This window comes from Herbaspirillum sp. Her3 (assembly GCF_057961275.1).
Genome location: NZ_CM176328.1, coordinates 4742475 through 4767573 on the forward strand (window position 1 = coordinate 4742475; position 25099 = coordinate 4767573).

Here is a 25099-nt window from a genome sequence, read left to right on the forward strand (position 1 = left end):
TCATTTCCTTTCGAACGAAGAGAGGGACGAACAGGCGCCGCACTTGCCACAGCCTGCCTTGGCATCGCCTGAGCGCATGCCGGCGTTCTCCAGCATCTCTGCCAGCGGTGCGAGCAGGCGGCGCATGGCGGCGGCATCGGGGGAAGGATGGTCTTCGAGCGGCGTGCCCGAGATGGGCACGAAGGGCACCACGAAGGGATAGACGCCCAGCGCGATCAACTGCTCGCTCATGCGCAGGATGGCCTCGTCGCTGTCGCCCAGGCCGGCCAGGATGTAGGTGCTGACCTGGCCACGCCCGAAGACCTCGACGGCAGCGGCAAAGGCGTCCATGTAGCGTTGCACGGGCACGGTGGCCTTGCCCGGCATGATGCGCTGGCGCACCTCGGGCGTGACCGCCTCCAGGTGCATGCCCAGCGTATCGATGCCTGCATCGTGCATGCGGCGGAACCAGGCGTCGTCGTCGGGGGGCTCGCACTGGCCCTGGATCGGCAGGTTCACCGCCGACTTCACGCCGAAGGCGCTTTCGCACAGGATCTGCGCGCCCCGGTCGGTGGCATTGGGCGTGCCAGTGGTCATGACCATGTGCCTGACGCCATCCAGCAATACCGCCGCGCGCGCGACTTCGCCGAGTTGCTCGGGGGTCTTGCGTAGGATGGTGCGGCCGGCCGCGAGCGACTGCCCGATGGCGCAGAACTGGCAGGACTTGCGGCGGCTCTCGTAACGGATGCAGCTCTGCAGGATGGTGGTCGCCAACACGTCGGCGCCATGCAGGGTAGCAATCTTGCCGTAGGGGATACCGTCGAAGGTCTGCATCTTGTAGAAGCGCGGCTGGCGCGGGAAGGACACCACGCCCACCTCCACGCCATCGCGCAGGATGCGCGAGGCGCCATCCGCGCCGGGCTGGGTCGCCACGTAGGGCGAGGACCAGGCGCCGGCCGTGTGAACCGGGATCATCACGGTATGGCCATCGACGGTGACCGCCTTGTGATCCGACGGCCCGGCCCCACCGCGCCGGCTCTGTGCGCCGGCGCCGGGATCGTCAAGACGCAGTCCTAAGGATTGCAGTTCCGAGATCAACTCCATGGGGGCCTTGCGGCTCGGACGCTGGGGATGCAACTGGATGACGGCTGTCTGCATGATGGGACCTCGTGGAAGGATGAGTGACAGGAGCAGGCTGTTCCGCCGGGAACAGCGAAGACATGGGAGAAGTACGGCGATCATCGATCACCAGGTGCAGCAGTTCGGGGCGCGCATAGTGCCCCACCGAATCCATCATGCGCTTGCGCTTGGTGACCAGTTCCATGTCCAGGTCGGCCACCAGGATGCCTTCGCCGCTGCGCAGGGGTTCGGCCAACAGCTTGCCTTCCGGCGAGACGATGGCGGTGCAGCAGCCACCGCGCAGCGCCTTCTGCGCCTTGGGATCGGGCTCGATGGCGGCGATCTGTTCATCGGTCAGCCAGCCGGTTGCATTGATGACGAAGCAACCCGACTCCAGTGCGTGATGGCGGATGGTGACCTCCATCTGGTCAGCGAAGATCTGCCCCACCATGGAACCGGGGAACTGGGCGCAATGGATTTCTTCGTGCTGGGCCATGAGGCTGTAGCGCGCCAGCGGGTTGTAGTGTTCCCAGCAGGCCAGCGCCCCCAGGCGCCCCACGGCGGTAGGCACCACCTTCAGGCCGCTGGCATCGCCCTGCCCCCAGATCATGCGCTCGTGATAGGTCGGCGTGATCTTGCGGCGTTTCAGCACCAGCTCGCCGTCGGCATCGAAGACCAGCTGCGTGTTGTAGAGCGTGCCATGGTCGCGTTCGTTGACGCCCAGCACCACCACCGTGCCATGCGCGCGTGCCGCTTCTGATACTGCCTGGGTCACGGGGCCGGGCACCGTCACCGCACGCTCGTAGAGCAGCAGGTGTTCCGGACCTGACGCAAAGGGCGGCCGCACGAAGGAGAAGTACGGATAGTAAGGAACGAAGGTTTCCGGAAACACCACCAGTTGCGCGCCTTGTCTGGCAGCGTCGGCAATGGCCTGGCATACCTTGGCCACGGTACCGAGTTCGCTGTCGAGGTCGGGCGCGATCTGCACCGCCGCCGCCCGTACCGTTCTCTTGTGGATGCTCATGCGCCGCCCCTTTCCATTACAGGGTCCAGGTGTCGAGGATGAAGGCATTGTCGCGACGATGCAGCAGCACCAGGTCGAGCACGTCCAGCGGATTGATGGGGCGGATGCCCGGGATCAGCGAGGGCTCACCGTGGCCGTACAGCGCCTGCAGGGCGAAGCGGCAGGCGTAGACCTTGCCGCCCTCTTCCATGAACTTGACGATCTGCTTGTTGAAGTTCTGGTGACCGGGGAAGGCTTCGTCACCCAGCGTGGGGAAACCGCGCTGCACGCCCAGCGTCACGCCGGGACCATAGAGCAGGATGGAGGTCTCGAAACCCTTGCGCTTCAAGCGGGTTGCCTGCAGCAGGTTGACGAAACCGATCGAGCCTTCGAAGGCCACCGTATGAAAGGTCACCAGCGCTTTTTCTCCCGGCTGGGCTTTGACGTCTTCGAACACCTTCTCTTCATAATCCACCAGGAAATCGCCGGGGGCGTGGGCTGCTTTGGTGACTGCGGGCATGGTGATACTCCTCTCGATTGCTGTTGGTCTGCACTTGGGGAAGTGGTCCGGCGACCTCGCCGCGACGCTGGCATTGAATGCATCAGGCATGCCACCAGCACCCCGTCAATGTGCGAATTGACTGCATAAAAATCCCGTCAATCCTCCCTTCGCAGAATGGAATCCAGCATCTGCGCGGCTTGCCGAATCGTCGCTTGCAGCATGGTTTTTGGGCCATATGAAGCAATCCATTCAATCGCTCCATACAATCGGACGGCATCACGCAAACCCTTGTGCACCCTGGCGTTGCGGCGCGTCTTGAGATGGTGCAGAGCGCTGCGCGCGGATGATGCAAGACGGTGCACTTTTGTACCTGCACGGCAGAGATTGGATGGAATGCAAATTGCATTCAATCTAACCAGTCGATGCAGTCAATATTGAAGTCAGGAAACAAGGAAGTTGCCATGACCAAGAACAGCGCCATGTGGGTTCCCAAATTGAAGAAAGGTAGCGGTCCGCTTTATCTGGCCATCGCCAATGCGATCGCCGAGGACGTCGCCACGGGCCACCTGCAGCCCGAGCAGCGGCTACCGCCGCAGCGCAAGCTGGCCGAGGTACTGGACCTGGACTTCACCACGGTCGCGCGCGCCTATACGGAAGCGCATCGGCGCGGACTGGTGGATTCGGTGGTGGGACGCGGCACCTTTGTCTGTGGCAAGCGCCGCCCGCGCATCCCGCGCGTGACCGAGGGCCGGCCCAACGTCGACATGTCGATGAACATGCCGCCCGAGCCGGAGTCGCCGGAGCTGATGGAGTTGATGCAGTCGGGCTGGAACAAGGTCAATGCACGCCTGCGCGACCTGATGCGTTATCAGGATTTCGGTGGTTCGCCCGAGGATCGCGAAGCCGGTGCGCTATGGCTGCGCCGGCGCGGGCTGGTGGTGGAACCGGAACGGGTGCTGGTGACGCCGGGGGCGCAATGTGCGCTGCTGGCCATCCTGACCATGCTGGTCGGCCCGGGCGGGGTGCTCTGTTGCGAGGACGTGACCTACCCCGGCCTGCGCGCCCTGGCCGGGCATCTCAACATCAAGCTGGTCGGCTTGCCGATGGACAATGAGGGCATCGATGCGGTGGCCTTTGCCGGGGCCTGTGCGCAATATGCGCCGAAAGCGCTGTATTGCAATCCCACCCTGCTCAATCCGACGACGTGCACGACTTCGGCATCGCGCCGTCAGGCGCTGGTGGAAATCGCCCGTCACTATGAAGTGGCCATCATCGAGGATGATGCCTATGGCTTCCTGCCGCGTGTCGCGCCGCCGGCCATTGCCAGCATGGGGAGCGAACTGACCTACTACGTCACCGGGCTGGCCAAGACCGTGGGGGCCGGTTTGCGGATTGCCTATATGGTGGCGCCTGATGCCGCCTCGGCGGCGCGCCTGACGGCGGCACTGCGTGCGACTACGGTGATGGCTTCACCGATTACCTCGACCCTGGCGACTTATTGGATACGCGATGGCGTGGCGGATCTGGCGCTGGCCAATATCCGCAAGGAGTCGATGGCGCGGCAGAAGATAGCGGCGCGTATCTTGCCTGAACATGGGTATGCCTCGGAACCGGAGGCTTTTCATTTGTGGGTGAAACTGCCGGGGGGATGGCAGGCCAGTACGTTTTCAGCGCAGATGCGGGCCAATGGGGTGGCGGTGGTGGGGGTGGATGCGTTTGCGGTGACTACTGCGCCGGTGCAGGCTGTGCGTGTTTGTATTGGGGGGATTGCCAGTCGGGGGGATATTCAGCATGCGTTGACGTTGATGCGGGATACCTTGGCGGAGCAGCCGTTGGTTAGGGCGGCTGTGGTTTGATCGTTCATAGGGACGGCAGTTGGCTACCCCGAACGTCTGGCGATGTGTGCCAGTGAATCAACCCGCATTTTCGCCCCGTCCAGCACGACTACTCAGCCGTCAAATTGTTGTCAGGCGCGTGTGCGAAGATTCTCGGTTCTGATCAAGGCCCGAGAAACAATCATGCGCTTTATGAAAAATAGCTTTTCGCCATTTCCGCTGATGTTGGCACTTACTCTGAGCTGTATGTCGACGGCGGCGAGTGCCTTCGATCACCCGGGTGCATTACACAGCCAGTCCGATCTGCTGCGTATGAAAAAGAATGTGGCTCATCTGGAAAAACCCTGGATTGACAGCTGGAACCTGCTGATCGCCAATCCCCATTCATCGCTGACGTGGAATCCCAGGCCTGTTGAGATTGTTTATCGAGGCAAGGATGGTGAAGGACATGGCGAAAATTACGCCAGCTTATTTAACGATGCGGCGGCAGCTTATGCGCTTGCATTGAGGTGGAGCATCAGCGGAGACGATAGATATGCCGACAGAGCTGCATACATTCTTGACGCATGGTCCGACCGACTGAAAACGATCAGCGGGAGTTCTGACAGATTCCTGGCCTCAGGGATCTATGGCTATCAAATTTCCAATGCTGCCGAACTCCTGAGAGGGTACAAAAAGTGGCCGCAGAAAAACTTCGCTCGCTTCAAACAAATGATGCTCGACGTTTTCTATCCCATGAATCACGATTTTCTTGTGAATCACAATGGGGCGAAGATCGACCACTATTGGGCCAACTGGGATTTGGCAAATATCGCCTCGATGATGGCGATCGGAATATTGGCCGACAAGCAGGAAATATTCGATGAGGCTGTCGACTACTTCAAACATGGGAAAGGCAACGGTTCCATCAATCATGTGGTCTGGAAGATCTATTCTGATGGGCTGGGGCAGACTCAAGAAAGTGGTCGCGACCAAGGGCACAACACCTTGAATGTCGGATTATTGGGTGCGATATGCCAGATGGCTTGGAATCAAAAAGTGGATCTGTTCGGCTATGAGGACAACCGAGTATTAAAGGGTGTTGAATACGTCGCCAGATATAACCTCGGCTTTGACGTCCCCTACACTACATACAAGAACAGTGATGTCACTCAAGAAGTGATCTCTCCCGACGGACGCGGAGACATCCGACCTGTATGGGAGCTGTTCTATGCTCACTACGTGGTGCTCAAGGGCCTGGAGGCGCCGTATACCAAAATGTCCGCAGAGAAGGTCCGCCCTGAGGGTGGAGGAGGAAATTACGGCCCCAATAGTGGTGGTTTTGATCAGCTCGGCTATGGAACGCTGACTTACAGTTTGCGATAAGAAGAGTGCGCCCAGGTTGTACTCAAACATATAAACAACATTCGGCAATCTAAACTTACGCCGAGCGAGCTCTCCGACTCGGCCCCTACAAACGCTCTCCGTAAAAAACAAGGAGCACATCAAGGTAGCAAATGCGATTGAGATTCGCCTTGCAGATCAAGATTTGCTTCCTCGGTTTTCAACTCTGTAGCTAATGTTTACGGCGCGCTGCCTCCAGACCGGTCGCAATGGGGTCATGAATTGTGCTCAATTAACACTGGTTATATCGGATTACTGTACCTTCACGATCACATAAGCCGTCGAAAATACCCTGCCCGCCGTGACCGTCTGTCCTGGCAGCTTCTGCAAAGTGGCAGTGAGCCTCTTCTCCACGGTGAACTGTCCGGTAGACGCTGGAGCTGAAGGTGGGCGTGGCTTGCAGCGTTGCTGGCCGGACGCGTTCAGACGGTGCCAGCCGGCACTGGCCCCCGCAGGAAACGCGCTCGGCAGCCAGTGTCCGCTCAATGATGAGCTCAACCATTGCATCTGCTGGTGACTCTCAGCGTCGCTGAGACTGATTCCCACACCCTTGGCCACGCTCGGATCAGTGCCATAACCGTCGGAGAGAAGGTAGCGCACTCCCTGAGCCTGATTGACATAGCCCATCAGCCGCGCGGCTGCCAGCGCGCCGGGCGAGACCTGGATGCCGAAGGCGGTCTGATTGTCGTCGGTTCCCGGTTGGAAGGGCGGCGTACTGTTGACGCCCTCGTCGCAGCGGAACGTCAGGGTGAACTCCGCCTGCCGGGTGTCACCCTGATTGAGCTCGGTCTCGGAGATCGCCGGAAAAACCACTTCCGGCGTGACGTTCTGCACCATACAAGAAGGCAGCACGCTAAGCGTGGCGCCCATGCGCATGCCGAAGGCAATGCCATTGGCCGCACCGAAAAAGCGATAGCGATAAGCGTGATCCTCCCCATCATCATCGGTGTCGCCACTGGCCCGGTTATAGCCCGGCCCGCGCAACATCAGGTAGCCATTGGGTTGGGTGCAGGTGTAGGCGACCGCCGCCCAGCGCTGGTTATCGGGTGCCCCGGCACACCAGTTGCTGGTGCCGGTGCCGGGTGACAGGTCTGACACACGCGCCACCTCGGCCTTGATCGGACTAAGGTGCTTGGCGCGGATGAGGATCTTCTTGGCGGCCTGATCAATGTCATAGGTATCGAGCCGGCTGGACTGGTAATAGCGCGATAGCACCTTGCCCGAACGCAGATGGGTGAGCCGGATGGCCACACCAGGAAACCAGGTCCGGTAGAAGCCATAGAGTCCATCCTTGGTGCCGATCTCCGCAAAGCCACCCACACGATCATCGCCATTGGTGGAAAACACTTCATAGATCTGGCCGGCATCGGCGAGATCGCAGGTCCACAGCAGCGTGTCGCCATCGATGCCCGAGGCTTCGGCAGCGGTGGCCACGGCGGTTCCCAGCATGCTGCCCACGGGCTCGATCTCGGTGCTGGCGAGGTTGATACGGCCGAACCAGAACTGTGCAGAGCCTCCATCGCTGAGCGGCGTGAACGGATAGCTGGATCGGTTGTTGCGCTTGCAGGTCGCCTGTGCCGCCGGCGCCGCCAACAGACACAGCGCGAGCGCCACCAACAGCAGGCGCCAGGCACCACGGGCGCCGCGCCATGCGCGACAGGATGGACGGATTGACATGAACTGGTTCTGGCAAGGATGGACAAGCACGACATCATCCCCGCAGATCGGGACCGGATACATGGGCCGATTCCTCAATTGGCATGGGCCTTCACCCATTTTCCGCCGCCCCGGGCTTTGGGATTTTGCCCATACCACATTCAGGTCTCGCCCCATCCGGAATGGGCCTTGCCCGATCCACACGCAGCATGGGTGGCGCCTAAGATTTGCCTGATGTTCGGCACTTCGGTTGCGGCCCGCATTCTCCGTTGAAAGCAACCGGTTCCTTTTGGGAGGTAAACATGAAAAAGCACTTTGTCATCCTGATGCTGGTCTCGCCATCGCTGGCGATGGCGGCTGGCAACACGATCAATTTCCGCGGCCAGGTCAACCAGCAGACCTGCCAGGTGATGGTCGATGGCGCAGCCAATCCGGTGGTCCTGCTGCCCACGGTAGCATCGGGGGATCTGGTGGCCGCTGGCAGCGCAGCCGGGGAAACCCCATTCGTGGTCAGCGTCAACGGCTGTTCCTCCTCGGCGTCGGACAGCCTCAAGATCAAGACCCAGTTCCTCGCCAGTGCGGCCACCAGCGGAAACAACATCCCCAACCTGGGGACGGCCAAGAATGTGGCGCTGCAATTGCGCAAGAGCGTCGGCGGCGACGCCATCAGGCTGGTCGGCGGCAGCGCCACCTCGGTCGATGGACTGGAGATCGCCGCTGGAGCCACCAGCGCCTCGCATACCTTCTCCGTGCGCTACGTCTCGGAAGCCGGTTCGGCCACCGCCGGCTCGGTAATCGGCTCTGTGCAATACGCTCTGGACTACCTCTGAGACCCTGGCAGGGCTGATCCGGCGGATCAGTCCGCGCAGCGCCATTCCGAGGTGCGGGCACCGCAAGCGCGCCCTCGCACCTGCCTTTGCGCCAGCGCCCCATGCGCTGGCTGAACAGGCCCTAGCCCATTCCCCTTCGCATCGCTTTCATCGCCCCCGGCGCCATGCTCCGGGACGGCTGCCGTTTTCGACATGAAAAGAACACATTTGCTCGCAGGACTGCTCATGGTGCTGGTATTCATTGCAAGCGCTGACGCCCACGCCAGCGTGACCATGCTCGGCACCCGCGCCATCTATCCCGCCAGCGCGGGCGAACAGGCGCTGCGCTTCAGCAATCCCGACGATCATCCAAACCTGGTCCAGATCTGGCTGGATGATGGCCGCACAGGCGCTACGGATGGTGCGGAGAACCTGCCCTCACCGTTCTTGGTTATCCCCCCGGTATTCCGCATGGAGCCCCGCAGCGGCCAAGTGGTGAGGCTGTCCTATGTGGGCGCGACGCTCCCGCAGGACAGGGAGTCGCTGTTCTTTCTCAACTTCCTGCAGGTACCGGCATTGAAAGCCGGTTCGGTCGGCGACAACCAGCTGGTGCTCACCGTGCGTAGTCGCATGAAAGTGTTCTATCGTCCGGCGGGTCTGGACAGCGAAGCCGATGCGGCACGCGCACCCGATGCACTGAGCTTTGCGATCGATAGCGCTGGCGCTGCTGCAAGCATGGTGGTGCGCAATGCCAGCGCCTACCACGTGGTCCTTCAGCAGGCTGCGCTGCTGGTCAATGGGCAGCCGCAGGCGCTGGTCCGCGCCACGTTGATCCGTCCCTTCCAGGAACTGCGCTGGCCGCTGCCACAGATGCCTGTGGAGTTGTCCAGGCTGCGCATGCAGTTGCGCATCGTCAACGATGTCGGTGTAGAGGTCGTGCGCGACTATCCTGTGCAATGACGGTGATGGCGATGAAGCACGCTACATCGCCGTCGCGCGGCGCCGCATGGACCATTCTGTCGATCGGAACCGGTCTGCTGTGCATGGAACCGGCGGCAGCCACCCAACCCGAATCCTCCTATCGTTTCCTCGAAGCACTGGAAATGGCCTCGCCGATCAACAAGGGCAGTCTGTCGCGCTTCAACCGGATCGGCAATATTGAGCCCGGAGTCTACAGCGTGGACATCTTCCTCAATGGCAGCTTCAGCCATCGCCGCTCGCTGCGCTTCGATCTTCTGGAAAGCCGGGGTGTAGCACCCTGTTTCAAGGCCGAGGATGCAGCGCTGCTCAATCTGCGTCCCGATCTGGTGGCGCAACTAGGGCAGCGTGAATGCGCTCGCATTGATGAGCTGGCGGCGGGTGCCCAGGCCGTGTTCGACCTCGCCAACTTGCGCCTGAACGTCACCATCCCGCAATCGCAGCTCAAGCATGTGGCGCGCGGCCATGTCGATCCCGAACTCTATGATCCGGGCCAGACCATCGGTTTCATCAACTACAGCATCAGCCAGTACTACGCGCGCACCGCCCAGGCCACCAGCGCCTCGACCTACGGCTTCACCAATAGCGGCGTCAACCTGGGACTGTGGCGACTGCGCCAGCAGGGAAGTCTGGGCTACGACAGCCGCAACGGCCTGAGCTGGAATCCGGTGCGCACCTATGTCAAGCGCGCACTGCCGCAATGGACCAGCGAGCTGACGGCAGGCGAGAATTTTACCTCGGGCTCGCTGCTATCAGGATTGGCCTACCAGGGAGTGGAGCTGAGTTCGGATGAACGCATGCTGCCTGATTCCCTGCGCGGCTATGCGCCCATCATCCGCGGCTCGGCACGGACCAATGCGCAAGTCATCGTCAGTCAGAAGGGACGCGAAATCTATCGCACCACGGTGGCACCGGGCAGCTTCGTCATCGATGATCTCTACCCGACCAGCTACAACGGTGACCTCGACGTGACGGTGATCGAAGCCGATGGCTCGCGCGCGCACTTCAGTGTGCCGTTCTCGGCCCTGCCGGAATCGATGCGTCCAGGCCGTTCGCGCTACAGTCTGACGCTTGGCCGTACGCGCGATACCGATACGCGGGCGCTGTTCGTGGACGCGCTCTACCAGCGCGGCATGAGCAACACCATGACGGCCAGCCTCGGCTCTCGCCTGGCCCCAGGCTACCAGTCGGCAGTGCTGGGAACCACCCTGGCGGGTCCGTTGGGATCGGTCGGCCTTGCCCTGAACTACTCGCATGCCAACACCGGTCGCAAGAGCAGCGGCGGCTGGATGACGGGCCTGTCGTACTCGCGCTCCTTCGACGCCACCGGCACGCAATTCTCCATCGCCAGCTACCGCTACTCGACGGCAGGCTACCGTGAGCTGGGCGACGTCCTCAGCGAGCGGGCTATCTGCCGTAACGGCCATTGCGCGTTGGGCAACTCCCTGAGCTACCAGCAGCATTCGCGCTTCGATCTGTCGGTGAGCCAGCAACTGGGCAGCGTCGGCTCGCTCTATCTCTCCGGCCTGACGCAAACCTTCTATCACGACCGCAGTCGCATCACCCAGCTGCAGTTCGGCTATTCGACCATGTGGAGAAACGGCATGAGCCTCAACCTGGCATTCCAACGGCAGCAGGTCAGCGCCGTTCACGGCTCCCCGCAAGTACGCGACGGCAACCTGCCGGTGACGGCGCGACCGGGGTCATCGGTGATGCTGTCGCTGTCCATTCCGCTGGGCAGCCCCGGTGGTGAGCGCCCCTCGCTGAACACCTCGGTCGTCAAGGCGGACGGACAAGACCAGTACCAGACGCAACTTTCCGGGATGCTACCGGGACCGCACAATGTCAGCTACGGCGTGGGCGCCAGCCATGCGCGAGGGGGCGGGCAGGACAGCATCAATGGCAACCTCGGAGCGCGTCTTTCCAAGGCCAACCTCAATCTGAACCTGGCGCACGGCCGCGACTATTGGCAGGCCTCTGCCAATGCACGTGGTGCACTGGCAATACATGGCGGCGGCATCACCTTCGGCCCCTATCTTGGCGACAGCTTCGCCCTGGTGGAAGCGAAGGGCGCCGAAGGCGCAAGGCTCTTCAACGGCCAGGGTGCCGTGATCGATGGCAACGGCTTCGCGCTTCTGCCGTCGCTGTCCCCCTATCATCGCAACGTGGTGGAACTGGCCACCACCGGCGTGAACGGAAAAAGCGAAATTCTGGAAAGCCAGCGCATCGTGATTCCCTATGCGGGAGCCACGCTCAAGCTCAGCTTCAGGACCCGTGCCGGCCATGCCATGCTGATGAGGCTGCTTCGCGAGGGTGGCGATCCCTTGCCCATGGGCGCTGACGTCCTGGATCAGCGCGGCGAGGTGGTGGGGATGGTAGGACAAGGCAGCCAGGCCTATCTGCGCAGCGACCAGCTGCGCGGCAAATTGCTGGTGCGCTGGGGAGAGGGGCCGCAGGAACGATGCGCCGTCCAATACGATCTGAACGGCCAGGACCTGTCATCACCACTACTGCGTCTGCAAGCGCGCTGCATCGCTGCGCCCAGACGCGAGCAATTCCTGCCGGCCGACGCCAGCCGGCCCGATGTGCGACAAGGCCGCCAATGAAGCGCAAGCGGATCGGGATGGTTGGCCGCGCGAGCGCGTGGATGCGTGTCTGCCTGCTGCTGGCGATGGCACTGTGCAGCCGCACGCAAGCCGGGGTGATGCCTGAGCGTACCCGCGTGGTGTTCAGCCAGGGGGCAGGCGAAATCAGCGTGCGCCTGGCCAACACCAATGACTACCCGGTGGTGGTACAAAGTTGGGTGGATCAGGGCGAAGGCAGCCTGGCACCCGACATGGTGCTGTCCTCAATGTTCGTGATGCCCTCGGTGCTGCGGCTGCAACCCCACGATATCAGCCAGGTCCGTGTACTCTACACGGGCGAGCCGCTGCCGGCAGACAGGGAGTCAGCATTCTGGCTCAATCTCTATGAAATCCCCCTGCTGCCCGCGCATGCCGAACCACAGCAGGGATCGCGCCTGGTGCTGGGACTCAATACCCAGATCAAGGTGTTCTATCGCCCGCCAGGCGTGCCCGATCCCGCTGCGCAATGGCACACCGCCCTGCACTTCCAGCTGCATCGGGAACCGCAGCAATGGGTACTGACATGCCGTAATGACAGTCCCTATTTCGTCTCGTTTGCCGCGCTCGTGCTCAGCGATGGCGCCCGACAGTTCATGCCTGCCGTCGCGCCTGAAAGGATGGTCCCGCCCTTCGCTCAGCAGCGCTACCCGCTTGATGACAGCGACAGCCTCCCTCCATGGCAGGCGCCACGCCTGCACTATCAGATGCTCGACGATGCCGGACTCACCATTGAACACGACGCCACGTTGGCCGTGCCAGCTGTTCCCTGAACGGAGATGACATGTTAGACCTTGCCTCCACCGGTCCTCAGGCTGGCACGCTACCGATATCACGCGCGCAGCTCTTGCAGGCCTTGCGCCAGCGCCAGTTCCACCCCTTCTTCCAGCCCATCGTCGCCGCAGACGGGAACTGGATAGGCGCCGAGATCCTGATGCGCTGGCAGCATCCGCGTGCCGGCGTGCTCGCCCCCGGCCACTTCCTGGCCAGGCTGGACGAAGAGGAACTGCTGGCGACTGCCACGAGGCAGATGCTTCGCCAAGTGCGGCTGGCATGGGTGCAGTCCCGGCTGAAGCTGCAGCAACCCTTCGTCTTGTCCTTCAATATCTGCCGCCAGCTGCTGCAGGACGGCTCGCTGGTGGCGCATTGCCAGACCCTGCTACACGGGCTGCAGGAAGGGAAATTGCAACTGATGATAGAGATGCCAGAGCGCGGCGGCGACCTTGATCCGGCCACCTGCGACCGGCTGTTCGCGCAGTGCGAGCGCGCCGGCATCGCCGTAGCCATCGACGATTTCGGCGTCGGTGATGCTCGCCTGCACCAGCTCGCCAGCGGCCGTATTGACTGTCTCAAGCTCGACCGCTCGTTTGTTACTGCGATGCACAGCAATTCCATGTACAGTCGCCTCATCGAAAAAGTCGTGGCCCTGGCCAACGTATTGGAGGCCAACGTGACCGCCGAAGGCATCGAGACGCTAGCACAATGGCAAGATCTGCTGCGCATCGGAGTGCGGCAATTTCAGGGATATTATTTCGCCAGGCCGCTGGCGGCACCGGATTTCTTCCGGCGAATGAACCGGTCCGAGCGTCGGGCAGTCTGCCACGGCCGGCATCCAACAGCGGCAGCAACAGAAAGGGGACGCCACCATGGCAGCTAAAGGGATACTGATCCGGGTCGGGATCGCGGATGACTTTCCGGTCGTCCTGCGCGGGATCGAAGCCATCCTCGCGCCCTGTCCCGATATCGTGCTGCGCTTTTCGGCCGAGAGCATCGCCCAGCTCATGACCGCGCTGGAGCAGACACCGGTGGACGTGCTTCTGTGTGACTATGCGTTCGACGACGATCTGCAAGCCGATGGACTGGACCTGCTCAAGCGTCTGCGCCGCCATCATCCGGCCCTGAAGGTCATCTTCCTCAGTGCCCATGCGCAGCCGCAGATCATCTCCAGCGCTCTGGAACTGGGTGCCGTCGGCTTCATCGGCAAGAACCGCAATGAATTCGTCAATCTCCCGCAAGCCATCTACTGCGTACAGAACGGCCAGATCTATCTGCCGCAGTCGCTGTCATCGGCCCTGCTGGGCAGCCTGTTCAGCACTCAGCCGCGACAGAGCGGTCTGGGCCAGCTGTCCGAGCGCGAACTGGTGGTGGCACGCATGATCTGTCAGGGAATGTCGATCAGCGCCATCGCCGCGCGCCTCAACCGCAGTCCCAAGACCATCAGCAACCAGAAGATCGCAGCGATGAAAAAACTCGGCGTAAGCAATGACGTCGAGCTGAGCCAGGTATTCCAGAACCTGGGCAACTGAACCGCATGCCGCGCCAGATCCTTGCCCTGTCCGAGCGCTACTATCGGCGTGTGCTGTATGGCTGCGCCAGCCTGCTCTCCGTTGCCATCGTCTGCGCGATACTCTCCCTGGGCTATAGTGCGTTTTCCCAGTTCCGCGAACGCCAGATCGGCACCTTCACCAGCAAGCGCGAACAGATCAAGGCCGAGGTTGACCGCTTGACCGCACGCGTAGTGCAGTTTGCCGAGATGTATAGCCGCCTGCAGAACCTGTACCGCAATGAGCTGCTGGCGCTGGACGCGTACACTTCCATCGTCGCCAGCGAGAACATCACGCTCAGTCCGGAGAAGCTCACCGTCGTGCCGTTCTCGCTGATGGTCCGCAGCGATACCGCCGCTGATCGCATGCGTCTGGCGCGTCTGCTGCTCCTGCTGCGACAGGCCTCGGCCCTGCCGATGTTCAATCCCGCCGAACCGGGCGTGACACTGGATGGTTTCCTCTACACCGGCGATGCCGGCTTCCTGGCCATATCGCCACCGCTCACGGATGTAGAAGCCGCGCAGGTACGCCGACAAGGGGTGGCGCACTTCATCAGTGGCATGGGTGCGCCTGTCAATGCTGCCTTCGCCGCCGAGCGGGAACGTGCTGCGCGGGCCCAGGGCAGCAGCGGACAGCGCGTGCTATGGATGAGTCCGGCCCTGAGTGCACCGCTGGTGCGTGCTGCCGTGACGCAGCTGGCGGTGCGCATTCCTGTGGACAAGGATGATGCCGCCGCCGTCTTTTCGGTCCCCGAGAGCCAGTTCCGCCAGTTTTTCATGAAGAGTGAAGACACACCCGGCCTGTTCGTCTTCGAAGGCGGAGGAAGCACGCGGCTGCTGAGCCAGCCCGGTCGCCCAATCGCGCCGCCCCTGATGCAGCACATAAAGGAGCACGTCCAGCGCAAGATGGACCCGCAAGATCGCGCCGGACATTTCCATGACGACGGCAGCTTCTTCATCGCGCAGACCATCGAGGGTCCGGAATGGGTGGTGGTCTATACCTTTACGCTCAGCGACGTGCTGGCAGGCTTGCAGGGCAATTTCACCACCGGCGCATTCTGGGGTCTGTTCTCGCTGCTGTTCGTGTGGGCCGCCACCTTATATTTCGATCGCTGCGTGATCGGTCCGCTGCAGAAAAAAGCGCTGGCCATGGTGGAAAGCCGCAAGTTCAGCCAGACCATCATCGACACGCTGCCGGTCGGCATTGCCGTCTACGCGCCCGGATCGGGCGAGGTAGTGCTGCGCAATGCGGTGGCTGCGCAGATGCTGGATCAATCGACCTTGCCCGGCTCCGAGTTCTACGCCCAGATCCTCACCGCCGTGCGCGTTGGCGACAATCTGCAGCAAGCCATGATCGAAGCAGAATTGCCGCTGCGTGATGGCGGTGTGAGCCATCTGGGCGCGGTCTGGTCGCGTACCCGCTTTTCAGGGCAGGACGTGCTGTTGCTGGGAATGATCGATCTCAACATGCAGAAGGCGCATGAAGCGTTGATGCTGGAAGCCAAGAGCATGGCCGACCGCGCCAATCAGGCCAAATCCATGTTCCTGGCCCAGGTCAGCCACGAGATCCGCACGCCCCTGCACGGTGCCATCGGCCACATGGAACTGCTGGCGCGCGAAGAGTTGTCGGCGCCGCAGCGTCAGCGCATCGAACTGATTCGCCATGCCTTCGACATGCTCATGAGCCTGGTCAATGACATCCTCGACATCACCAAAATCGAATCGCAGACCATCACACTGGCCTCGGAAGCACTCAACGTCAACGACTTGCTGGAAGAATGCGCGCAACTGTTCGCGCCGCTGGCGCTGGACAAGGGCCTGCAATTCCGCTGCCTGCCGGACGTCGCGCTGGAGCAACCCTTGCACGGTGATCCTCGGCGAATAATGCAGATCCTGCAGAACCTCGTGGGCAATGCGGTCAAGTTCACCGCCAGCGGCAGCATCACGCTCTCGGTGCAACTGCTACGCAGCACGCATGCGATGACCGTGGTGCGCTTCGAAGTAGCCGATACCGGCATCGGCATTTCCCCCGGCGCGCGCCAGCGCATCTTCAAATCGCTGCAGCAGGCCGACGACAGCATCAGCCAACGCTTCGGTGGCACCGGACTGGGGCTGTCCCTGTGCCGACGGCTGGCCGAACTGATGGGCGGCAACATCACGCTGAGCAGCGAGGTCGGGCGGGGTAGCGTCTTCGGTGCCGATATCGCGCTCGCAACCATGCCGCGCACCGTGCAGGCCGATCTGCTGCCACTGCGCGGACGCAACGTCATCCTGCACGCCAGGGACACCGGCACTGCCGACATGCTGCGCAACTACCTGCGATACTGGGGAACCGAGGTAGCCTCACCGGGAGCGGCGATAGCGGGAGCACAGCATCTGGTGGCACCGGAAGAGGTAGCCGCCTTCCTGGCTACACCGCGCAAGGAGCCTGTGCATGCAGTGCTGATACGGGCAGATGTGGTGCGCCACGGTGGCAGCGAGGAGCGCTGGTGCGAAGTCAGCGCATTCGACCGCCGGGCATGGTGCCGCGCCTTGGCCGAACAGGCGCGCCCCAGCCCGACATCGGTGCCACGCCTGCCCGTTGGCTGCCGGGTGGCCAGCACGCTGGACGTGCTGGTGGTCGAAGATGATTACGTCAATCTGATCCTGATCCAGCAGCAGCTACAGGCGCTCGGTTGCTCGCGCATGCGGCTGGCGCGCGATGGACTGGATGCGCTGGCCCAATGGCAGGCGCGGCCACCAGACCTGCTCATCACTGACCTGGGCATACCGGGACTGGATGGCGTAGCCCTGGCAAAGCGCGTGCGCCAGGAGCAGGCAAAGGCCTGCATCATCGCGACCACGGCTGCCGGTCCGGACAGCCTGGCGCAATTACCGGCGGGACTGTTTGATGCCATCCTCTACAAACCAGGCTCGCTGGAACAGATGCAAGAACTGGTGAGCCGCTTCGCCCCGGTCAGGGCCGCGCAGGAAGACGCAGACGACCCGCTCGGCCAGATCCTGCTGGAAGCCTTCCGGCACACCTGGCCGCACGAAAGGCAAAAGCTGGAGCAGGCATTGCAGGCGCGACAGGCCGAATACGTCATGCGTATTCTGCATCGCCTGCAAGGCGGTTTGCTGGCCATGGGACTAGACCATCTGGCCGCACGCAGCCAGGCACTACAAACAGCAATCGCGTCAGCTGAGGAGAATGTCTGGGAGGAGTGTGTGCAATGGATCACTGAAGTAAGCGCCGCAATCTGACCCTCACGTGTTCGTCAGTCTTGAAAGCCGACCTCGAACGCAATGTGGCTTTGTATTCTCTCTGGATCAAGTACCACCTGAGCCTTCAGCAGTTGAATAAAACAGTCCAGTTGCCCACAGCCATTTGGTCAAAATGGGCAAAAATCCCCCAGCAAATGAAAAAGCGGCTTAGAACAATAAGTCGCTAAGCCGCTCTAGTACTGGTGGCCCCCCCGTGAGTCGAACACGGCACCAACGGATTATGAGTCCGCTGCTCTAACCAAGCATGAGCTAGGGGGCCAAAAAATCAGCCGGCGATTTTAACATCTCGCCGGCCAATCCTGACTCACCCTTAAGATCAATTCCCTTCCAGGAAGCTCTTGAGCTTGTCGGAACGGGAAGGATGGCGCAGCTTGCGCAATGCCTTGGCTTCGATCTGGCGGATACGCTCGCGGGTCACGTCGAACTGCTTGCCCACTTCTTCCAGCGTATGGTCGGTCGACATCTCGATACCGAAACGCATGCGCAGCACCTTCGCTTCGCGCGGGGTCAGGGAATCCAGGATGTCCTTGACCACGTTGCGCATCGAGGCATGCAACGCCGCATCGGCCGGCGCCAGCGTGTTGTTGTCTTCAATGAAGTCGCCCAGATGCGAATCGTCGTCGTCACCGATCGGCGTTTCCATGGAGATCGGTTCCTTGGCGATCTTCATGATCTTGCGGATCTTGTCTTCCGGCATTTCCATCTTGATCGCCAGGGTCGCGGGATCCGGCTCGGCACCGGTTTCCTGCAAGATCTGACGCGAGATGCGGTTCATCTTGTTGATCGTCTCGATCATGTGCACCGGAATACGGATGGTGCGCGCCTGGTCAGCGATCGAGCGGGTGATGGCCTGGCGAATCCACCAGGTCGCATAGGTCGAGAACTTGTAGCCGCGACGATATTCGAACTTGTCCACCGCCTTCATCAGGCCGATGTTGCCTTCCTGGATCAGGTCCAGGAACTGCAGGCCACGGTTGGTGTACTTCTTGGCGATGGAGATCACCAGACGCAGGTTGGCCTCGGTCATTTCACGCTTGGCCATGCGCGCCTTCTTCTCGCCAGCGCCCATCTTCTTGTTGATCGCACGCAGATCCGGCAGCGGCAGTACCACGCGCGCCTGCAGGTCGATCAGCTTCTGCTGCAGTTCCTTGATGGCCGGTACGTTACGGCTCAGCACGGCGCTGTAGTCATGGTTGGCGGCGACTTCGCCATCCACCCAGTCCAGGTTCACTTCATTGCCCGGGAACACCTTGATGAAGTGCGCACGCGGCATGTTGCACTTGTTGACGGCCACGTCCAGGATCTGGCGTTCCACGGTGCGCACTTCGTCCACCTGCGCACGCAGGGTGTCGCACAGCTTCTCGACGATCTTGGCAGTGAAGCGGATGCCCAGCAGCTCGTTGGAAATGATTTCCTGCGCCTTGACGTAAGGCTTGGAGTTGTAGCCTTCCTTCTCGAAGGCCTTGCGCATGTTCTCGAACTGGGTGCCGATGACGGCGAACTTGGAGAGCGCGTCGCGCTTCAACTGTTCCAGCTGTTCGGCGGAGAAGCCGGCAGCGCCCGAGCCGGTGCTCTCGCTTTCCTCTTCTTCTTCGTCTTCTTCCTCTTCTTCCTCTTCCTCGTCGTCCTCATCGGAGTCGGAGGCGGCGGCCTCGACCTGCTGTTCGCTCTCGTTGGGATCGACCAGGCCATCGACGATTTCGTCGACCTTGATCTCGTCCTTGGAGATACGGTCCGCTGCGGCCAGGATCTCGGCGATCGTGGTCGGGCAGGCGGAGATGGCCTGGATCATGTCCTTCAGGCCATCTTCGATGCGCTTGGCGATTTCGATTTCGCCTTCGCGGGTCAGCAGTTCGACCGAACCCATTTCACGCATGTACATGCGCACCGGGTCGGTGGTACGACCGAAGTCGGAGTCCACGGTCGACAGGGCAGCTTCGGCGGCGGCTTCGGCGTCGTCATCGCTGGCGACGTTGGCCACGTTGTCCGACAGCAGCAGGGTTTCCGCATCAGGGGCGTGCTCGTAGACCGAGATGCCCATGTCGCTGAAGGTGCCGATGATGCCTTCGATGGCTTCCGGGTCGACGATGTTTTCCGGGAGGTGGTCGTTGATTTCCGAGAAGGTCAGGAAACCACGTTCCTTGCCCAGCTTGATCAGGGTCTTCAGCTTCTGGCGACGGCGCTCCAGCTCTTCTTCGCTGGCTTCGGTGTCGGAAGAGAAGGCATCCTTCAACAGGGCCTTTTCCTTGGCCTTGCGATCCTTGGCCTTGGCCTTGTCGGCGGCCTTCAGTTCGGTGCGCTCGATGGTGTTCAGTGCGGCGACTTCATCACTCTCGGGCTGGAATTCCTTGGGCTTGCGGCCACGGCGGCCCGGCACCTTGACGCTCGGCAGCACATAGCCGGACGTGTCGATGGCTGCCAGGGCAGCGGCATCAGTGGTTTGGCTTACGCTCGACGCGGCGGTCGCGCTGACGTCTTTGCCTTCGACCTTTGCAGCTTTGGTGGTCTTGGCGGTCTTGGTTTCGGGTTTCTTGGTGGTCACGGAAGTCTTCGTCGCTTTCACAGAAACCGCTTGTTCGGCGGCTTGAGGTAACTTGTTGGCTGGCGTTGCAGTCGCCTTGGGCGCTGCGGCGCGGGCCGGCTTGGAGGCAGCTGTCTTGACTGCCGTCGTTTTCGGCGTCGCTGCTGCTGCAGTCTTTGCCGCGGGTTTTACGGTGGTCACCGCTGCCTTCGCCGTCCCCTTGACGGGCGATCTGGCGGCTACCGCCTGGGAGGTCTTGGCCGCGGCGGTCGATTTTACCGCCGTTGCCGTCTTGCTGCTCTTTGCCGACGCTGCTGGAGTTTTCGCGGGTTTCTTCATTGCATTTGCCATAGAATCAACTGCCAATTGAGAATTCACTCATTGCGCCAATCAAGTCATGCTAATGATGCAACTCCGGTACCGATTTCCCGGTAGACCCCGGCTGCACGCGCAACGTTCCTTTTACCGGCGGGCCATCGATCGCGCGCAGCAGGCAGTCGTGCCGCTTGCAATCCGGCAGCAATACCGCTATCTGCCGTCCTTCCCCCGATGCGCCGGGGTGAAGGCATGTCGCCGCAGGGTGGGGATGCAAGAGCCATCCGGCGGAACTAAAGCCCTATAGTATAGCACAGATGGGGCTCTTTTCTCCGGGATCAAGCCGGGATATTCGGCCATCCGCCAGCGATCCGGTGCGTAAATCACGACAATTTGCAGCGCTTTACCGTGTTTTCCACATCCGGGCATCTACTGCTCCTGCACACCCGTCAGACCTGGCCCCGCTGAACCTTGCGGGAATCCCTGCCTGCCCATCTCCTTCTTTCCGCCCGCCTCCGGCGCCTGCCGGTGAAGCTGCACTCAACCTGCCGCGACGGCGCCGCCGGTCTGGCGCTTGAGCCATTCCTTGCGCTGCATCAGCTCGCGATAGCGGTTGCGCTCCTCCTCGGTGCGCAGGTTGGAGGCCACCAGCATCTGCATCTCCTCATCGAGGGCGCGGATCCTGGCCTGGCGGATGGCGCCGGCCATCTCGGCCCGCACCACGTCGAATTCGGATTCCGACTCGGCCGCGATTTCCGCGATCATCGAGTCGAACTCGGGACCACCTTCACGCAGGTGCTCGACCAGCGCGGCAAAGTTGGCCTGCTCGCCCATGCCCTGGGCCACGCCGACCAGGTGCGTGAGCATCTCGGCCTGGTCCGGCGCGATGCGGGCGATGGCTTCCAGCGCCGCGGCATCGAGGTCGGCAGACAGTTGCGGATGCGCCACAAGCAGCCGCATGATCTGGCGTTCCAGCCCGAGCGGGGCGCTGCGCTTGGTGCGCGGCGGGGCGCTGCGTACGCGCGCCACCGGCTTTTCCAGTTCGAACAACACTTCCAGCTCGGCCGGCGTGGTCTGGGTGGCCTGGGCCACGCTGCGCACGATTTGCAGCCGCAATCCGGAAGCCGGCAGCGCCTGCAGCAGCGGCTTGGCGGCAAACTGTGCATGGGCGCGGCCTTCGGGCGTACGCAGGTCGTTCTCGCCGATGATCTCGCGCAGCAGGAACTGCGACAGCGGCAGCGCCTCGCGGATCTGCTCCTCAAAGGCGGGCGCGCCCATTTCGCGCACGTAACTGTCGGGGTCATGCTCCTTGGGCAGGAACAGGAACTTGATGGTCTTGTTGTCCGAGGCATGCGGCAGGCAAGCCTCCAGCGCACGGCGGGCGGCGCGGCGGCCAGCGTTGTCGCCGTCGAAGCTGAAGATCACTTCATCGGTCTGGCGCACCAGCTTCTGGACGTGGATGGGCGTACAAGCCGTACCCAGCGTAGCCACCGCCTGCGGGAAACCCAGCTGGGCCAGCGCCACCACATCCATGTAGCCTTCGGTGACCAGCACGTAACCGGCTTCACGGATCGCCTGGCGCGCCTCGAACAGGCCATAAAGCTCGCTGCCCTTCTGGAACAGCGGCGTTTCGGGCGAGTTCAGGTACTTGGGCTCGCCGCCATCCATCACGCGACCGCCAAAGCCGATCACCTGGCCCTTGGTATTGCGGATGGGGAACATGATGCGTCCACGGAAGCGGTCATAGCGCTTGCGATGGCCACCACCCTCTTCGCTCTTGTCGATCACGAGGCCGGACTCGACCAGCACCTCGTTCTCGTAATCGGGAAAGACCTGGCGCAGGCTATCCCACTCGTCCGGCGAATAGCCGAGGCCGAAGCGCGCGGCGATCTCGCCGGTCAGCCCGCGCCCCTTCAGGTAGGCAATGGCCGGCTGGGCAGCGCGCAGCTGGTGGCGATAGAAATCGTTGGCACGCGACATCACGTCGGACAAGGCCATGCTCCTGGCCTGCTTTTCCTGGCGCTGGGCCAGGGGAATGCTGTCTTCGCGCTCGGGCACCACCATGCCCACGTTCTGGGCCAGGTCCTTGACCGCTTCCACGAAACCCATGCCGGAATACTCGATCAGGAAACTGATCGCCGTCCCGTGCGCCCCGCAGCCGAAGCAGTGATAGAACTGCTTGGTCGGACTGACGGTGAAGCTGGGCGACTTCTCGTTGTGGAAGGGGCACAGGCCCATGAAATTGGCGCCACCCTTCTTCAGTTGCACATAGCGGCCTACCACGTCGACGATATCGACGCGGTTGAGCAGGTCCTGGATGAACGACTGAGGAATCACCTGGGTAGCGGGGTTGGCGGCAATGCGACGAAGACGCTGCTTACGAAGCCAGCGCGGCCTTGACCAGCGCGGACACGGCCGTCATGTCGGCACGTCCGGCCAGCTTGGGCTTCAACACGCCCATGACCTTGCCCATGTCCTGGGGACCGGCGGCGCCCGTGGCGGCCACGGCGGCCTGGACTTCGGCCTTGATCTCGTCATCCGACAGGCTGGCCGGCATGTAGGCCGACAGCACGGCCAGTTCGGCCTTCTCGACGTCGGCCAGGTCCTGGCGGCCGCCAGCTTCGAACTGGGAGATCGAATCCTTGCGCTGCTTGACCATCTTGTCGATGATGGCCAGCACGTGAGCGTCGGTCAGTTCGACGCGCTCATCGACTTCCTTCTGCTTCATCGCGGCGGTCAAGAGGCGGATGGTGCCCAGCTTGCCCATGTCCTTGGCGCGCATGGCGGCCTTCATGTCTTCCGTGATCTGCTCTTTCAAACCCATGGGGTACTCCGAAGATGAGGTGGATGAGTATTCTGCGATCTGGCGCCATCCCGCATCCAGTATTCCGGGCGGCAACAAGGCGGCCCCGGTCTTAGGATCGTAGAACATGGATGGGCTTATCGCCAGCCCGATTTGGCGCTTTTCCTTCCTATTTGGGGCTGCCCATAGGAAAAACCAGGCCAGCCGCCAGCCCGGAGAAAACACCACGACAAATCGGGAATAAATGCGAAAACCCGCTGCGGACCAACACCGGAGCGGGTTTACACATCGGCCGCACGAACGCGCGGCGAGAAATTCTTAGTACAGCTTCTTCGGCAGCTGTTGGCTGCGGATGCGCTTGTAGTGACGCTTCACGGCAGCAGCCAGCTTGCGCTTGCGCTCAGCGGTCGGCTTTTCGTAGAACTCGCGTGCGCGCAGTTCGGTCAGCAGACCGGTCTTCTCGATGGTGCGCTTGAAGCGACGCATTGCAACTTCGAACGGCTCGTTCTCTTTAACGCGAATAGTGGTCATGTAAATTCAAACCAAAAAGGTTAGGTTGGATTAGCAAAGAAAGCGATTGTAGCAGCACTAGCCCCCGATTGGAAGGCCAAACGTGGCATTTTTTCCACCCTCGTGGTAAAAAAGGGCTAAGAATCAGTCACTTACCTCAGTCAAGATGATCCTTCACCTGAAGTCAAGGGCAAATGAAGGAACAAGTCAGACATCGGCCTTCCAGGCCGGCGTCACACCGCCGAACCCGCCGCCACACCTGAGGCCCAGGCCCACTGGAAATTGTAGCCACCGAGCCAGCCGGTAACGTCCATGGCCTCGCCGATGAAGTGCAGGCCCGGCACCTTGTTGGCCATCATGGTCTGCTGCGACAGCTCGCGCGTATCCACCCCGCCCAGCGTGACTTCGGCCTTGCGGTAGCCCTCCGAGCCGCTGGGCAGGATGACCCAGCGGTTGAGCGAATCGCCCAGCTTCTTCAGGGACTTGTCAGGCATGTCGGCGATGCGCGCCCCGGCATCGAAGCCATTGATCTTGAGCCAGCCTTCGGCCAGCCGATTGGGCAGCCACTGCGCCAGCAGGTTGCCGAGGTTCTTCTTGAGCGTGCCCTTGCCCTCGATCAGGGTCTCGGCCACGTCCAGCTGTGGCAGCAGGTTCAGCGTCAGGGGCGTGCCCGGTTTCCAGAAACTGGAGATCTGCAGGATGGCCGGGCCCGACAAGCCACGATGGGTGAACAGGAGGTCTTCGAGGAAATGTCCGCGTTCCTTCTTCACGCCCGTCTCCACCTCCACTTCCAGCGCAATGCCGGCCAGTTCGGTCAGCGACTGCCAGGCCTTGCCATCGAAGGTCAGCGGCACCAGGCCCGGACGGGTCTCGACCAGCTTCAAGTCGAACTGGCGGGCGATGCGATAGGCGAAATCGGTCGCCCCGATCTTGGGGATGGACAAGCCGCCCGTCGCAATCACCAGGCTCGCCGCCTGGATCTCGCCGGCGCTGGTGGCGATGCGGAACAGCTCGCCGCTCTTGCCCACCTCCTGCACCGTGCAGGGCATGCGCCAGCTGACGTTGCCGGCCTCACATTCGGCCTTGAGCATGGCGATGATGTCCTCGGCGGAGTCATCGCAGAAGAGTTGCCCCTTGTGCTTTTCATGGAAACCGATGCGATGCCGCTTGACCAGCCCGATGAAATCCTGCGGCGTATAGCGCGACAAGGCGCTGCGGCAGAAATGCGGATTCTGCGACAGGTAATGCTGCGGACCTGCGCCCACATTGGTGAAATTGCAGCGGCCGCCGCCGGAGATACGGATCTTCTCGGCCAGCTTGGCGGCGTGATCGATCAGCACCACGCGCCGGCCGCGCTGGCCCGCCACGGCGGCACACATCATGCCGGCCGCACCGGCGCCGATGATGGCGACATCAAAATGATTGGGGTTGTTTTTGCTCATGCTTCCTCCGGCACGCATCTCGGTGCAGCCCGAGGC

General features: G+C 61.9%; 19 protein-coding genes and 1 tRNA gene. 10 read left to right on the top strand and 10 right to left on the bottom strand.

Features of this window, described 5'->3' with window-relative positions; all coding sequences use genetic code 11:
- The 3 genes from ACVC5H_RS21620 to ACVC5H_RS21630 are packed head-to-tail and all read right to left on the bottom strand — an operon-like array spanning position 1 to position 2621.
- Positions 1–1083 carry an MSMEG_0568 family radical SAM protein gene (locus ACVC5H_RS21620; protein WP_489622743.1) on the bottom strand — a complete coding sequence of 361 codons (1083 nt, stop codon included), beginning with the start codon at positions 1081–1083 and terminating at the stop codon, positions 1–3.
- Entirely contained in the window at positions 1040–2122 is a 1083-nt protein-coding gene (locus ACVC5H_RS21625) for a Nit6803 family nitrilase (protein WP_489619786.1), read from the bottom strand. Before ACVC5H_RS21625 ends, ACVC5H_RS21620 begins: the two co-directional genes overlap by 44 nt.
- 16 nt (positions 2123–2138) lie before the next feature.
- Positions 2139–2621, bottom strand: a complete 483-nt coding sequence (locus ACVC5H_RS21630; RefSeq protein WP_006463016.1) for an MSMEG_0572/Sll0783 family nitrogen starvation response protein — start codon at positions 2619–2621, stop codon at positions 2139–2141.
- 443 nt (positions 2622–3064) lie between these two features.
- Here ACVC5H_RS21630 and ACVC5H_RS21635 point away from each other — a divergent pair, with 443 nt between their 5' ends.
- Complete coding sequence (locus tag ACVC5H_RS21635; RefSeq protein WP_489619787.1) at positions 3065–4459, top strand: aminotransferase-like domain-containing protein; 1395 nt, start codon at positions 3065–3067, stop codon at positions 4457–4459.
- A gap of 162 nt (positions 4460–4621) precedes the next feature.
- Positions 4622–5803, top strand: a complete 1182-nt coding sequence (locus tag ACVC5H_RS21640) for an alginate lyase family protein (RefSeq protein WP_489619788.1) — start codon at positions 4622–4624, stop codon at positions 5801–5803.
- Positions 5804–6073: 270 nt separating this feature from the next.
- On the opposite strand, the gene ACVC5H_RS21645 is transcribed toward ACVC5H_RS21640, so the two are convergent.
- On the bottom strand, positions 6074–7561 hold the full coding sequence (locus ACVC5H_RS21645) for a fimbrial protein (protein WP_489619789.1): 1488 nt from the start codon (positions 7559–7561) through the stop codon (positions 6074–6076).
- A 218-nt stretch (positions 7562–7779) separates the two neighbouring features.
- On the opposite strand from ACVC5H_RS21645, the gene ACVC5H_RS21650 reads away from it, so the two are divergent.
- The 7 genes from ACVC5H_RS21650 to ACVC5H_RS21680 all read left to right on the top strand — a co-directional run bounded on the left by ACVC5H_RS21650 (position 7780) and on the right by ACVC5H_RS21680 (position 17451).
- Complete coding sequence (locus ACVC5H_RS21650; protein WP_489619790.1) at positions 7780–8307, top strand: fimbrial protein; 528 nt, start codon at positions 7780–7782, stop codon at positions 8305–8307.
- 225 nt (positions 8308–8532) lie between these two features.
- Positions 8533–9246 (top strand): fimbrial biogenesis chaperone, encoded by a 714-nt coding sequence (locus tag ACVC5H_RS21655; protein ID WP_489619791.1) that lies wholly within the window; start codon positions 8533–8535, stop codon positions 9244–9246.
- Between the two features lie 11 nt (positions 9247–9257).
- Positions 9258–11870 (top strand): fimbria/pilus outer membrane usher protein, encoded by a 2613-nt coding sequence (locus ACVC5H_RS21660; RefSeq protein ID WP_489619792.1) that lies wholly within the window; start codon positions 9258–9260, stop codon positions 11868–11870.
- The gene (locus ACVC5H_RS21665; protein WP_489619793.1) at positions 11867–12658 is read left to right on the top strand and encodes a fimbrial biogenesis chaperone; all 792 of its coding nucleotides are present in this window, start codon (positions 11867–11869) and stop codon (positions 12656–12658) included. Before ACVC5H_RS21660 ends, ACVC5H_RS21665 begins: the two co-directional genes overlap by 4 nt.
- An 11-nt stretch (positions 12659–12669) precedes the next feature.
- The gene (locus tag ACVC5H_RS21670; RefSeq protein ID WP_489619794.1) at positions 12670–13542 is read left to right on the top strand and encodes an EAL domain-containing protein; all 873 of its coding nucleotides are present in this window, start codon (positions 12670–12672) and stop codon (positions 13540–13542) included.
- Positions 13532–14191 carry a response regulator gene (locus ACVC5H_RS21675; RefSeq protein ID WP_489619795.1) on the top strand — a complete coding sequence of 220 codons (660 nt, stop codon included), beginning with the start codon at positions 13532–13534 and terminating at the stop codon, positions 14189–14191. The genes ACVC5H_RS21670 and ACVC5H_RS21675 overlap by 11 nt, the downstream gene beginning before the upstream one ends.
- 5 nt (positions 14192–14196) lie before the next feature.
- Positions 14197–17451, top strand: coding sequence for an ATP-binding protein (locus ACVC5H_RS21680; RefSeq protein WP_489619796.1), 3255 nt, complete (start codon positions 14197–14199; stop codon positions 17449–17451).
- Positions 17452–17652: 201 nt separating this feature from the next.
- Here ACVC5H_RS21680 and ACVC5H_RS21685 read toward each other — a convergent pair.
- Positions 17653–17731 (bottom strand) — tRNA-Ile (locus ACVC5H_RS21685).
- A gap of 57 nt (positions 17732–17788) precedes the next feature.
- A complete protein-coding gene (gene rpoD, locus ACVC5H_RS21690; protein ID WP_489619797.1) occupies positions 17789–20014 on the bottom strand; it encodes an RNA polymerase sigma factor RpoD in 2226 nt (741 codons plus the stop codon).
- Positions 20015–20129: 115 nt separating this feature from the next.
- On the opposite strand from rpoD, the gene ACVC5H_RS21695 reads away from it, so the two are divergent.
- The gene (locus ACVC5H_RS21695; protein ID WP_489619798.1) at positions 20130–20363 is read left to right on the top strand and encodes a hypothetical protein; all 234 of its coding nucleotides are present in this window, start codon (positions 20130–20132) and stop codon (positions 20361–20363) included.
- Between the two features lie 485 nt (positions 20364–20848).
- On the opposite strand, the gene dnaG is transcribed toward ACVC5H_RS21695, so the two are convergent.
- The 4 genes from dnaG to ACVC5H_RS21715 all read right to left on the bottom strand — a co-directional run bounded on the left by dnaG (position 20849) and on the right by ACVC5H_RS21715 (position 25063).
- Positions 20849–22645, bottom strand: a complete 1797-nt coding sequence (dnaG, locus tag ACVC5H_RS21700; RefSeq protein ID WP_489619799.1) for a DNA primase — start codon at positions 22643–22645, stop codon at positions 20849–20851.
- A gap of 40 nt (positions 22646–22685) precedes the next feature.
- Complete coding sequence (locus ACVC5H_RS21705; RefSeq protein ID WP_489619800.1) at positions 22686–23132, bottom strand: GatB/YqeY domain-containing protein; 447 nt, start codon at positions 23130–23132, stop codon at positions 22686–22688.
- 297 nt (positions 23133–23429) lie between these two features.
- Entirely contained in the window at positions 23430–23642 is a 213-nt protein-coding gene (gene rpsU, locus ACVC5H_RS21710) for a 30S ribosomal protein S21 (protein ID WP_006462949.1), read from the bottom strand.
- Between the two features lie 212 nt (positions 23643–23854).
- Positions 23855–25063, bottom strand: a complete 1209-nt coding sequence (locus ACVC5H_RS21715) for a BaiN/RdsA family NAD(P)/FAD-dependent oxidoreductase (protein ID WP_489619801.1) — start codon at positions 25061–25063, stop codon at positions 23855–23857.
- Between the last annotated feature and the right edge of the window lie 36 nt (positions 25064–25099).